Origin of the sequence: Bacillus cereus (assembly GCF_002564555.1) — a bacterium.
In the GTDB taxonomy this organism is placed as follows: Bacteria; Bacillota; Bacilli; order Bacillales; family Bacillaceae_G; genus Bacillus_A; species Bacillus_A cereus_K.
Genome location: NZ_NUVD01000104.1, coordinates 255,639 through 268,642 on the forward strand (window position 1 = coordinate 255,639; position 13,004 = coordinate 268,642).

The following is a 13,004-nucleotide window of genomic DNA, read 5'->3' on the forward strand; positions in this document are numbered from 1 at the left end:
ATTTAAAATGGGTAACACCACCCATCCATTAAGTAAAATGAGTGTAATTCTCCACTTTATATAACACGAAACTGTTAATTTATTTATGAAAAAATGCCTATACCATGTAGTATAGACACTTGTTTTTATATAAAATTAAGTTTTGAATTACATATCATATTTACTTTTAAACTTTAAAATCTCATCTACAGCTTGCTTATAACCACATGATTTTCGGAAAGACTCCTTCATATTTAAAGCAGCTTCTGTAAATGAAGGATTATTTAATACTAGCTCTACACTTTCACGTAGCTGCTCCTCGGTTAATTCTTTCATATGTAATTTAACTCCTGCCCCGAGATTTTCCACTTGCTTTGCGATTACTGGCTGATCTGCACTTTGCGGAATGACAACGAGTGGAACCCCGTTATATAATCCTTCATGCGTACTATTCATCCCGCCATGTGTAATAAATAATTTCGTATATGTAAGAAGTTCAGTTTGTGGTACATAATTTTTCACAATGAAGTTTTTCGGAATATCACCTAAATCACTTATTTTCGTTTTATTGCCAATGGACATAACGATTGTATGCTCACTATTTTCGAATGCCTTAAAACAGACTTTATAAAAATCAATCGCTTCATTAAAAACAGTACCTAATGAAATATAAATCGGTCTCTTCTCTTTCATGACATTAAAATCAAAGCTATCTTTTTCAATTGGTGTAGAAATGGATGGTCCTACAAATTTAAATGTCTCATCAAACATATCCCCAAAAGGTTGGAAGTCCTTAATTGTATACACAATTGTAAGTGGCGCTGGATTACAGAAAACTTCATACGGTGATTTTATTTTAACACCGTATTTTTCTGTAATTCCTTTTTTTAAGTATTGAAAATCATCATTTATTTTATCATGAACTTCCGCTGGGATATTTTTCGAAAGATGGTCTAACATTTGTTCAAATGATTTTTCATCCTGCGCAAAAGATGTGCAGGAATTTATAGCTGGAAGATTAAGAATTTGAGCAATTAAATGGCCCGATCCAAACATAGAATCATGAATGATATAATCAAAATGCTCTCCTTCAATTTGTTTTAGAACACTAGGTATTACAATATCCGCAGTATGTAAAAGACCATTTATTCTTTCCTGTAAATAATTACGACCGCCGGAAAGAAACGCTTTTAAAAACTTTTGATCATCAATCGTTCGTACAGTAGCACCTGTTTTCTCAATACGCTCTCTGAAAGCTTCTATTGAAAAATAAACGACCTCTTCACCGCGGGAAATCAGTTCCTCTACAACTTGCAATGTTGGATTTATATGGCCTTCTGACCCAGCGTTAATGAATAAAACTCTAGCCAATGTAAACACTCCTTAAGTTAAATCATTTCTATTTTGTTAAGAGTACGGATACCCTTTTCTTTATTAGTTGTATCATTTAGCTGCTAAATTGACCTAGCAAGCCTAAAACCAAGATCATCTATTTGAAATGTAGGATGGCTACGACGGCGACAAGTAGCCCCGCAACCTCTGGCTGCTTCAGCCCAGCTACCGCCACGAAAAATTCTGTACGATCCGTACACCTTTTCATCATACAAATCATAACACCATTCCCAAACGTTACCTAACATATCGTATAGTCCCCATGCATTTGGTTCCTTTTTACCGACGTCATGAATTTGTCCACTTGAATTCTCATTATACCATGCTATTTTCTGAAGTTCCCCATACGTATATCCCGTTGTCCCTGCTTTACATGCATATTGCCACTCAGCTTCAGAAGGTAATCGGTAGCCGTTGGACTCTACATTACAACTAACCTTTTGGTCGTCATCACTAATGGAATAATACTCTGTTAATCCCGCTTTTTTAGAAAGTAAATTACAAAAGGCAATCGCATCATTCCATGAAATATTTACAACTGGTTTATGATTATCTTTATTATTATTTGCTGTATTATTCGTAATAGCATAATATGTTTCCATCGTTACAACATACTTTGCAAGAAGAAATGGTTGAATTTGAACCTGCCATTCTTTTTTTATTCGATCATCTCTTAATACTACCTCTCCTGCTTGAATATTAACCATTAATGAATCAATCATTTGAATTAAATCATTAGTCATTTTCTATTCCTCCAAGCATTCATTTTTCATAGATTAATAATGATGTACTCATTACAAAATACAATTAGTAGTAACTATTAAATTTATCATAATAAAAAACGATTAGTTTTATTAAACTAATCGGTAATATCCACAAAGATTTGTTGCGTCACAATCTATTATTGTATGTGATTTAAAAACTTCCGAACCTCATTTGGGGATTTTAAAACAATAATCTTTTTATCTTGGGACAATTGCTCTAATCCTTTTAAAATTGTAGGTCGTTTTGCACTAGGATATTCCCATATCCATTTGAAGAATTGTAAATTAAACCTTTCTTCACATCCCGCACCCATATCTGGTCTAGTTTTATGTCGATATTGTACAATTCTTTTAAAAGCACGATAAACACAAATCGTTCTATGAATATCAAGAAAGATGATTGTATCAGCTGCGTTAATTCTTATATCCATTGTCCCGCCATAATTCCCATCGATAATCCACTTCTCATCTTTAATTAAGTTGTTTTGAACTGTTATTTGTTCGTCTCTCGGAACACCTTGCCAATTCGGTTTCCAAAATAGCGCATCAAGATGATGCACCTTAATATTTAGTTTATTCCCTAACTGCTTTGCTAATGTAGATTTTCCTGAACCACCAGAACCAATTAATATGATTTTCTTCATATTAGTACGATCCTTTCTATAGATTCTTCAATATCTTCCTTATTAGCAAAAATCCAGAAGAGCATCTCTTCATTCAATTTTAATAAATCTGGTAACTGGACAAAATAAGTAACAAAGATTACTTGAATTGAAAGCATAACATACCATATAGATTTTATTTCTTCTCTCATTAATATGTTTTGTTTATAGTATCCTTCAAAGACTTTGCTAACAATATGTAACCATTTCCCTCTTAATATTTCATCCCTAAATAGCTCACTTAAAGTACTTGTACAGCAATAGCATAAATCAAATACCCTTACATTGTTTTCTAACAGCTCAAAATCTATAAATCCTTGAAATTCATTACTTTTAAAGATTACATTCGATAAGTGCATATCTCGATGAATAATTTGTTTCGGCAATGATTGAACCGTTTCCTTGAAAGCAGTATGTAATTGCTGCATTTGTTGAATTACGTCCCGATGAACATGCTTATTCTTTTCTAAAATTGGTATAGCCCACTCATATACTACTTTATATAAATCTCTTTTTATTAACTCGTTTGCACTATTCATTGAATTTAGCGCTTTATGTAGATTAGCTATTTCTTCTCCAATTGTGCTTGCTAGCCCTGTCAGCTTGTTCGTATCTTCTATTTCTAAAACACATCCGGCAACATACTCATATAAGCAATAATATCTCTCTTTATATAATACATACTTTTCGTCATTTTCCGTTTCTACTATCCTTTGTACTTTACTCCCTTTTTCATACAGCTGCTCCAATACATTTAATTCATTTAGAAGCTGCTTGATGGATCCTTTTTCTTTTAAAATATACGCTTTATTATTACAGTGAATCTTCGTTACGTTTGGTTGAATTTCAGTAGCTGCGACATCTTTATCTTGAAACCAAAACTTTGCAATTTCTAATATATCCTCCATATAAAAATACCTCTTTTTAATTTCACTTATTTCTTCCGTAATATAGACTCACAAAGCATTCCCACTCCAACACCAATTGTGTAAGCCACTAAATCACTCCACAAAAATCCGTAACCTAATACGAGTCCACCTAAAGTCGTTGCACGAATGCTATCTATCCATTCCGCATGGTACAATTGGCTAATTTCAATCCCGTAGCAAAATATTAAACTAATAATAGCTAATTTCTTCGTTTCTATTTTAGGAAACAAAAATCCAAATCCAGTAAAAATCATTAGTGCCCATAAAGCATCACCTAAATAATTATTTAACAAATCGGGTAACGCAAAAGCAAACTTTCTTGAACTAAGACCTAAAATAATAACAACTATAGTAAACATTGCATAGAGTAATCTATTTCGTTTCGTATTCATTTCAAAATCTCCTAATATATAATATGAAACTATAAATAGCTAGTAAAATATAATCATTTTACTAGCTATTTATGTCCGACTTCACTTTGTATTTAATCCAATAACTCTTGCTGCTTTTTCTTTGAAAATGATTGTAGTACTAATTCATACGACCAATCAATCATTTTATTAATTTGCTCTTGTTCTACATCCTTATGTATATACACGGTATTCCAATGTTTTTTATTCATATGATACCCTGGAATAATCGTTTCTGGATAATCTTCTCTTATTCTTAATGCGAGTTCTGGATCACATTTTAATGTAATCGCAGCTTTTTCACCTTCTTCATGATTCAATATCGCAAATATTTTATTATTAAGCCTCATACAAGTGGCACTCCAGCCATCTGGAGAATCTTCTGTCGCTTTTCTTTTCGATAAACAATACTCTCTCGTTGCATTCATTCTTACTGGCACCTCTTATTCTTTCACAATTTGATTACGATACATCACAATTTGCTTCGTCGCTTTAAACTGCTGTTCACCATAAAACTTGATGAGTTTTTCTCCGCAAAATAGACTAACAATATCAATATGAGATACCTCTTGAAGTAACATTGTAAGCATATTCTCTCCAATGCCTTTATTTCTTACACTTTCATGTACGACAACATCTTCTATGTAGGCTCTAAAAATACCATCAGAAACAACTCTAGCAAATCCAATTAATTCATTTTCTTCCCATACTCCAATTGCTATACTATTCTTTAACATTTTTTCAATATCGATTTTTTCTTTCTGGCCACCAACCGACAGAACCATAAAGCTGCTTAATTTTCCCTGTACAAATCGGTTGTTCATGTTGAAATTTATATGTGTACATTTTCTTTCTCCTATAATTTAGTGTACATAATATTATTATAATCTTTTTTCTAAGAAGTGTTGACTATGTCCCTTCGGATGATCTTCAACAACACCATATTCTCGGTAGCCATGTTTTTTATAAAACTCTGGCGCTTGGAAACTGAATGAATCTAATAATATCAATCTACATCCTTTTTCCTTCGCGATTTCTTCGATTTTATGTAGCAATTGACTACCATATCCATCATGGCGAACTGATTCATCCACCCATAAGAAATCAATATGAAGATGATAAAAATACATTGTACCTGTTACACCACCAAAGATTTTCCCTTCTTCATCCTTCACTACAAAACTTACTCGTTCCATTGGCTGCTTTACTTCATCTGTTAGGATAGACATGTTATATTGAATTACTTTATTTTTTATGTATTCACCTTCGTTACGAGTACCATTTTCTATGCGTTTCATATATATTTCTTCCTTTCAACTTAGTAAGCTACATTTAATTTTTATTTCTTTTCTTTAAAATACTAATAAATACAAATCCTCCATATGTAACAAAGCATGAGAAACCAATCATTCCTGATACAGAGACATGGCCTGTTCTTATATAACTTATAACTGCAAAACTAGCAATTAATAATAAAATAGATGGCCAAAATATAAGAGCTGTTTGTCTTCGTCTCTGTTTCGATGTACTTTCTCTCTCTTCAGAAACACGAGTGCCAAAAAGCAATACAATACAAATAAGAATCGCGGCAAAGTAAATTGTATTTAATGACAAAGTACGATCATATAGTGCGATTCCAACTTCCAAAGCAATAATTGTTAAAATTAAAATGATGATTGTTGAAGTTTTTAAGTTTCTTTTCAATCGTTCACCCCTAACATGCTTTCAATATGTTCTATGTATAAGTGCTTCAAAGATACTGCAAAAGCTTCATCTACCTCTATATTTTCACGTCGATTAGGTAAACCTTTCCCCCCAATAACATAAAGAAACGGGAATTCGTTAAACATTCCCATTATACCAATATTTATTGTAGCTGTGGGCAATCCAGCTGTCATATTCATTCCTCTTTTTGTATCATGTTTTCATCTTCTCGAAATTCGATATAAAATGTAAAAAACCTTTTTTGTTCAAAAATATTGGTGAATACAAAAAGATAGTATGGGATTTCTTCATACTATCTTTTGAAATATATACAATTGCTTTTTAAATTATTTTTACAGTAATACTTACATCTATTCTTCAGTAGGATTTTCAGGTCCATTAAACTCCAATTGATAAAAGGCTAAGTCTAGCCATTTATTAAACTTATAACCTGCCTTTTTAATTGTGCCTGCATAAACAAATCCATAGTTTTCATGCAAGGCAATACTTTTCTTGTTTTCTGCATCAATCCCAGCAATTAAAGTCATATATTCTCTTTCCTGTGCAATTGTTATTAGTTCTTTCACTAAAGAAGTCCCAATTCCATTTTTTCTATATTCTTTATCCACATACACAGAATGTTCAATTGAATATTTATAGGCAGGCCAAGCTCTAAATGGGCCAAATGTCGCAAATCCTACTACTTTATTATCTAGTTCGTATACGAAAATTGGATAACCGTCAGCCTTTTTTTGTTCATACCAATCTATTCTATTTTCAAGGGTTACAGGTTTATATGCATACACAGCTGTTGAGTAAAGTATCGCATCATTATAAATATCTAAAATAAATGCTAAATCGTTTTTCGTTGCTTCCCTTATCATTGTTTTCTTCCTTTCATTATGCTTATCTTCTTTAACTATCTTCTAAATGATTTTATTTTACCGAAATTTCTGATTTATTTCCACATACGAATACCAGCTTTTCGGAAACCATCAAATATATTTATTGCAGCAGACAGTATATAAATGAAAATTCCACCGCCGATTAACCATGTTTTAAATTCCTCTGGGGAAATAGTAAACACATTTGCCACATACGTAATAAACCCTTCGTTAAATAAATGCGGATTTACTACAATTACAATGAATACTATTGTTCCAACTACCTGAAGAATAGCATTCCCAATTGCCAATCTTTGCGTCCATTGTCCTTGAACTAACTTATAAAGAGATATACCGATTTCAAAAACGATTATTATTACAACGATCGGCCAGTACTGAAGTAAAACATCTTGATTAAAAGTTGGCGTGACAAACTTCAGTCCATTTGCGGTACCATTATATACGCCTACAAGATGATTCGCATAAAAGTAAAGTGTAGCCCATATTGCCGTCCACATTAAACCTCCAAAAACTTCAAACTTTGAGATCACCTTTTTCTTCGGGATATACGAAATATTTTTCAAATCATCTGGCGTCCATTTTTTAAAATTTGTCGTTAATGGGTGTGGAGCCTTTTCTTTATCAGTTCTTTCTATAACAGCAAATACAAGTGTCAACCAGAAAAATACATGGATACCTACTTCGACAATTTCCCCAATGCCTTTACCTATCAATTTTAAAATCACATATAATACCGCTTGATCACCATTATAGCCTATAAAATTTTCTGCAACCATTGCAATGAGTGCAATAACTGCCGCAATTGGTATAATCATTTTTAATAACGTCGTATATACATCAAAATAACGTGGTCCAATTAAATGCATCGGTTTATCCAAATAGCCATTAGCCAATGACACTGGACTTCCCAATTTTTCGAGTACGCTCTTCACATCTTCCTCATTATAATCGTCAGGTAACATATCCTCTATTGTTGACCGTAGTTCAAGTGTAATATCTTCACGATTTTTTTCAGGTAATCTCTTCGCAACTTCATGGACGTAAATATCAATTAAACTCATTTTCGTCCTCCTCCTTTAATAGGTTATAAAGTTCTTTCGAATCCTTTATCCATTCCTTTTTCAACTGCAAGAATATCTCTAATCCATATTCACTTAAAACATAATATTTACGAGGTCTACTCTCTGTTTTATCCCAGCTACTCGTCACTAGCTCTTGCTTTTCTAAACGGCGAAGTAGTGGATATAAAGTACTTTGATCAATTATAATCCCCGATTTCTCCAATAATTGGACCAGTGAATATCCATACTGTGGCGTTCTTAATTGGCTTAAAACCGCTAATGTTAATGTCCCTCTTCTTAGCTCAGTAATTAACGAATTTAATAAAGCATCCATGTATTCACCTCATTTCTATTACTATATGTCATACAGTATATGTTTTATACTATGTATCGTACAGTATTAGTGTGCCAAAAACAATCATTATTTACCAAAAAAATACATAATTAAAAGCACAAACTATATGATTTGTGCTTTTCTAGCCAGCTTAAATATCTATAACACGCTTAACTTTGTATCACTGGTAATATATATTCTCCTTTTTCTTTAGAAAATGGGACAACCTCTACAATCGCCTCAACATTGATTACTCCATATACATGCGGGTATTCTTGACCGTTAGAAGCAAGTTCATATTTTATTTCTGCTTGTACCAGAGATGGATCAATTGTAAGTAATAACACCTCTTCTTCATCACTGAAATGTTTTACAGCAACTTTTAAAGCTTGGTCTAATAATGAACAATGAATAAATCCCTCATCCTTAAGAGAGGCTTCATTAATTTCTCCAGTTGTTTTTGCAATCTCCCAATTTCTTTTGGTTATCACTTTTGTAATCATACTCATTCTCATTCTCTCCCCTATCTTTATATAGAAAAACAAGAGGATTTTCTTTTCATTACTAGAAAGTCCTCTTGTTTTTTTATTTATTTTAATCCCTTAATTAAAGGTGATGCTTCCCCACCATGGAAAATCCATAAATCATGAAGAGATCTCGTACATCCTACATACAATAATTTCGCATCATGTTTTGTATTTTTATAATGTTCATCATCCACATCAATTAGAAGTACAGCATCAAATTCTAGCCCTTTTGCTAAGTATACAGGTACTACCGAAATTCCACCTTCATATTTACTTTGATTTGCTTCAATCACGTTTACTGTCAATCCTGCATTTGTTAATTTTTCATACATTTGTCGGCACTCTTCATCCGTTCTTCCTATTACCGCAATTGTTTTCACATCTTCATTTTGCAAATGCTGTAATGTCTTCAAAACTTCAGTAAATTGATCCTCTGCATGAATTACCTTTACTTCTTCACCACTACGGAAAACAGGTGTAGCAAGTCCTACTGGTATTTCCGCATTCTTTATTATTTCATTCGCAAATTCAATAATTTCTTTTGTCGAACGATAACTTCTCGTCAGTTCATAATAACCTGTTTCTTGGAATACTTCCTTAAAAGCATTCCAGTCTTCAATTCCTTGATAATCATAAATTGCTTGCGATAAATCACCTAATATAGTGAAAGAATTACCTAGTGTAATTTCTTTTAGTACATAAACTTGGAAAGGCGAGAAATCTTGCGCTTCATCAATAACGACATGATGAAACTTCTGTCCGATTTCAATTCCTGATATGCGATGATGTATGTAAATTAAAGCAGGTAAATCTTCTACATACACTTCTTTTTTACGACAATTCTTTTCTGTTTCTTGCACTAGCTCTTCAGGTAATACGTCGAGTATTTCTTTACTTTTCAACATTGAACTATATAGTGAAAGCGGGCTCATCTTTGGCCAAAAATTCATATATGTGTTCAATCTCTTTGTCGCTTCTTTTTTTAGTAACTTTTTCTCGTTTGTTTCTCCAAACTTTTTCAGTTCAATTTCAATCCAGCGCTTCATACGGCCGACTAAACGTTCTCTTCTTTTCTTTAATGGATAATGTTTATATTCAACTTGCATCCATTTTTTAACGTCTTCCACTGGAATAACTGCTTTATCCCATGCCTCAAAATCTTTTGTTGGCACTAAATCTTTTTCAAATTGAACCATTTGCTCTTCAATAAACGACTTAAATTCCAGCGTGCCTTTTAATTTACCGAGCATAACCTTTTTTTCATCGCGATTAATTGAAAAAGCTTCTTTCAATTTTTCTTCTGTCTGCTTTAGTTTCACCGAACCCTCTAACAGGCGCAATGCCCAATCTGGAAACGTGGTTTGACTAATATTTCCTACACCTAATTCAGGAAGTACGCTCGAAATATAGTCTAAAAACAAACTGTTTGGAGCGAATACGATCATTCTCTCCGCTTCTAATTGTTCACGGTATTCATAAATTAAAAAAGCAAGGCGGTGTAAAGCAATTGTTGTCTTTCCGCTCCCTGCAACCCCTTGAATTAATAATGGTAAGTTTCTTTCCGCACGAATAATATCATTTTGCTCCGATTGTATAGTCGAAACGATATCTTTCAATTTATTATCTTTATTCTCACCTAATCGATATAGAAGAAAATCATCAGTATGCGATACATCTTCATTTCCTTTCACATATGTATCAACAACACGTTCAAGCTCTCTTTTTCGAATAGAAATATTTCGTTTTAAATAAACATCGCCTTCTACTAACCCGTCAGGTGATTGATAAAATGCTAATTCATCACCACCGGTAAATGAATAAAACATACTTGCAACAGGTGCCCGCCAATCAATAACCATCGGTTTCATCGTGTCCTTATCAGAAACACCTACTTTACCGATGTAAATCGGCATAATATCTTCTTTGCCATCCTCTTGAAAATCTAATCTTCCAAAGTACGGCTCTTGCACACCGATACGTAAGTTTTGTCTATTAGACTCCCTCATACTTTCAAGAATTTGCTCTTTAAAATCTTCTCCATAATAAACCGGGATTTTTTCAAGCTGCTCTAATTGCTCATCCATCGTACATAAAATATCTTTCATTTTTTGTAACTCTTCTTCAAAAATGTTATTCATTTGATGATTCCCTCCTGTCCGTTCCAATTTTTTTCAGTCGAAATATAATTTTATAAAAAACACAATCATAAAGTCAATAGAATAAGTGAGAATTTTCCAAAATAAAGAAAGGCATAAAAAATCATGCCCCTTGATCTAAGATTTTGAAGTATCCTCAAAATAACTTTTTTCTCTTTATATTTATTTATAAAAAGTACATTCATTTTATTAGTTTAGTCAACAATCAATTTTTCACTTACATGCAGGGATTACACACTTACCAAATAAGTCTAAAGATGAAAGCACTTTATGGTGTTCTAGTCCACCAAAATTCATTACTGCCATAAAATTCGTAACACCTATTTCACTGTAGGACTGAATTTGTTTAATAACTTCATCAGGACTTCCTATTACTGGATTGAATTTATGTGTAAGGTCTTCATATGAAATATTTGTCCCACGCGGAGTATTCATAAATCGTTGATATGGATCTTTCGCATTAGATTCAGCCTCTGCATATGTTTCACCAACATGGACATGAAATGCAACAGGAATTTCCAGTTCTTCCGGATTACCGTATCCTGACTTTAGATACGTATTCTTGTAAGTATCAATCAGCTTTGCTAATTCATCTCGTGATTTACTAAACCCAAGCCCCATGAAATTGTTTCCCATACTAGCAACATGACTAACACCTGTTTCACTAGAAGTTGCAATCCAATGAGGCGGAAACGGAGCTTGTATGGGCTGAACATTAAGTTTAAGGTCTTTGTATTGATAAAAGTTCCCTTGATGAGAAAAAATCTTGCCTGACCATGCCTTACGTAACACTTCTAGAGACTCGTTAAAACGCTCAGTTTTGTCTTCCAATGAAATATTATAGCCATCAAATTCCTTCTGTGCATATCCACTACCTAGCCCTAAATCTAATCTTCCATTTGATAAAAGATCAACCATCGCATAATCTTCAGCAACTCGTATAGGGTTGTGTAATGGAAGTACTGAAACACCCACGCCGAGGCGAATTCTATTCGTTCTTTGAGATACCGCAGCGAGCAAAACTGCTGGAGAAGGATTAATACCAAAATCTGAGAAATGATGTTCTGCAAACCATACCCCGTCAAAATTCACTTCTTCAGCTCGAACGGCTTGCTCTAATACCTCATTATAGAATTGTCTAGGTGTTCGAGATAATCGATCGGGGTAATTATCAAATATGGTTAATGTACTAAATTTCATTTACTATCGCTCCTGATACTTTATATTCATTTCTATATTTCATAGATCTTTTACATAACACCCAAATGGTATTATTAATATTCTAGTTATCCGAATCATTCCACTGACGGCTTATTTCTAACCCATAATCCATATCGTAAACTTCTTTTATAGCTTTAACTTTTTCAAGACTTTCATCGCTAAACACAGGTTTGTTTTCAAAAGAATGTAGAACGATTCTTTCAAGAAGAACGCCTAGTGAAATATCATGATACTCTGCCATCGCTTTCAAAACCTTCACCATTCTTTTTTCCATTCTAATTCCAGTTTGTACACGTTCAACTTTAATTTTTTGATTTTTTCCATTTATTTGTTCGTTATGTTGTTTCATAGTTTCACATCCTAACAGCAAAAATGATACATTGTTATCTTGGTAACAATGTATCATTATAACACTAGGGCCTATTTTGTCAATTTTATCATTAAATTATTGATTAAATATAAAAAGATTCTCACCTATTACTATTATCAAGATAATGTGCATTTGTATCCAAATAATAAAAAAACAGATAATGAATTACTCCATTATCTGTTTTGCAATACGATAGCTTCTTTTATTATAGATTTTAATAAACAAGCCAATCTCCAGAATCAATAACTTTTTTTAACATCTTTTTATTTTGTGCAATATACACATATGCATCTATTTCTTTACCATCAATATAAACCGTTTGCGAAATTCGATTATATAAATCTAGCTCCGCATTTCCAGTATATTCTTCAAGTTCATCTAATTTTTGTAAAATAACATCATCTACAGTATAAACTTCCCCATATACCTTCTCTTCATTTGAACAAATCATGGCCGGATACCCTTCGCAGGTATCAAATAATTTTCCAAAAGTCCAAGCATCATCTGCAATACATATTGCACCTTGCATATAATGTGCATTTGTTTGTGCTTTTCTTAACGTACCGTAAACAAATACGTAATGCATATAC

At 32.9% G+C, this 13,004-nt stretch carries 16 protein-coding genes and 2 pseudogenes; all 18 read right to left on the reverse strand.

Annotated features, from left to right (window positions below; genetic code table 11):
- Positions 1-147: 147 nt before the first annotated feature.
- A complete protein-coding gene (locus tag COI75_RS24850) occupies positions 148-1,350 on the reverse strand; it encodes a macrolide family glycosyltransferase (protein WP_000124895.1) in 1,203 nt (400 codons plus the stop codon).
- Positions 1,351-1,433: 83 nt separating this feature from the next.
- The gene (locus tag COI75_RS24855; protein ID WP_000180355.1) at positions 1,434-2,114 is read right to left on the reverse strand and encodes a formylglycine-generating enzyme family protein; all 681 of its coding nucleotides are present in this window, start codon (positions 2,112-2,114) and stop codon (positions 1,434-1,436) included.
- A 158-nt stretch (positions 2,115-2,272) separates the two neighbouring features.
- Positions 2,273-2,779 (reverse strand): DNA topology modulation protein, encoded by a 507-nt coding sequence (locus COI75_RS24860; RefSeq protein ID WP_000720542.1) that lies wholly within the window; start codon positions 2,777-2,779, stop codon positions 2,273-2,275.
- Positions 2,776-3,705 carry a phosphotransferase enzyme family protein gene (locus COI75_RS24865; protein ID WP_000389479.1) on the reverse strand — a complete coding sequence of 310 codons (930 nt, stop codon included), beginning with the start codon at positions 3,703-3,705 and terminating at the stop codon, positions 2,776-2,778. Before COI75_RS24865 ends, COI75_RS24860 begins: the two co-directional genes overlap by 4 nt.
- A 26-nt stretch (positions 3,706-3,731) precedes the next feature.
- Positions 3,732-4,118 carry a DUF2809 domain-containing protein gene (locus COI75_RS24870; protein ID WP_001093437.1) on the reverse strand — a complete coding sequence of 129 codons (387 nt, stop codon included), beginning with the start codon at positions 4,116-4,118 and terminating at the stop codon, positions 3,732-3,734.
- Between the two features lie 92 nt (positions 4,119-4,210).
- Positions 4,211-4,564, reverse strand: a complete 354-nt coding sequence (locus tag COI75_RS24875) for an MmcQ/YjbR family DNA-binding protein (protein ID WP_000994647.1) — start codon at positions 4,562-4,564, stop codon at positions 4,211-4,213.
- Positions 4,565-4,579: 15 nt separating this feature from the next.
- Positions 4,580-4,982 (reverse strand): annotated as a pseudogene (locus COI75_RS24880) (GNAT family N-acetyltransferase).
- A gap of 35 nt (positions 4,983-5,017) precedes the next feature.
- Positions 5,018-5,434: a GNAT family N-acetyltransferase gene (locus tag COI75_RS24885; protein WP_000821021.1), complete on the reverse strand. Its 417-nt coding sequence runs from the start codon at positions 5,432-5,434 to the stop codon at positions 5,018-5,020.
- 34 nt (positions 5,435-5,468) lie between these two features.
- Positions 5,469-5,840, reverse strand: a complete 372-nt coding sequence (locus COI75_RS24890) for a hypothetical protein (protein ID WP_000827999.1) — start codon at positions 5,838-5,840, stop codon at positions 5,469-5,471.
- Positions 5,837-6,037, reverse strand: a pseudogene (locus COI75_RS24895) (serine hydrolase); the annotation flags it as partial. The pseudogene COI75_RS24895 and the gene COI75_RS24890, both read right to left, overlap by 4 nt.
- Before the next feature lie 174 nt (positions 6,038-6,211).
- Positions 6,212-6,724 carry a GNAT family N-acetyltransferase gene (locus COI75_RS24900; RefSeq protein WP_000617514.1) on the reverse strand — a complete coding sequence of 171 codons (513 nt, stop codon included), beginning with the start codon at positions 6,722-6,724 and terminating at the stop codon, positions 6,212-6,214.
- Positions 6,725-6,798: 74 nt separating this feature from the next.
- Positions 6,799-7,806, reverse strand: coding sequence for an HAAS signaling domain-containing protein (locus tag COI75_RS24905; protein WP_000052336.1), 1,008 nt, complete (start codon positions 7,804-7,806; stop codon positions 6,799-6,801).
- On the reverse strand, positions 7,793-8,140 hold the full coding sequence (locus COI75_RS24910) for a PadR family transcriptional regulator (protein ID WP_000339345.1): 348 nt from the start codon (positions 8,138-8,140) through the stop codon (positions 7,793-7,795). Before COI75_RS24910 ends, COI75_RS24905 begins: the two co-directional genes overlap by 14 nt.
- Before the next feature lie 170 nt (positions 8,141-8,310).
- Entirely contained in the window at positions 8,311-8,643 is a 333-nt protein-coding gene (locus COI75_RS24915; protein ID WP_033657155.1) for a DUF952 domain-containing protein, read from the reverse strand.
- Positions 8,644-8,729: 86 nt separating this feature from the next.
- On the reverse strand, positions 8,730-10,805 hold the full coding sequence (locus COI75_RS24920) for a HelD family protein (protein ID WP_001059496.1): 2,076 nt from the start codon (positions 10,803-10,805) through the stop codon (positions 8,730-8,732).
- A 231-nt stretch (positions 10,806-11,036) separates the two neighbouring features.
- Positions 11,037-12,023: an LLM class flavin-dependent oxidoreductase gene (locus tag COI75_RS24925; RefSeq protein WP_098448667.1), complete on the reverse strand. Its 987-nt coding sequence runs from the start codon at positions 12,021-12,023 to the stop codon at positions 11,037-11,039.
- 82 nt (positions 12,024-12,105) lie between these two features.
- On the reverse strand, positions 12,106-12,393 hold the full coding sequence (locus COI75_RS24930; protein ID WP_000809196.1) for a hypothetical protein: 288 nt from the start codon (positions 12,391-12,393) through the stop codon (positions 12,106-12,108).
- A gap of 235 nt (positions 12,394-12,628) precedes the next feature.
- On the reverse strand, positions 12,629-13,000 hold the full coding sequence (locus tag COI75_RS24935; protein WP_000559538.1) for a gamma-glutamylcyclotransferase family protein: 372 nt from the start codon (positions 12,998-13,000) through the stop codon (positions 12,629-12,631).
- Between the last annotated feature and the right edge of the window lie 4 nt (positions 13,001-13,004).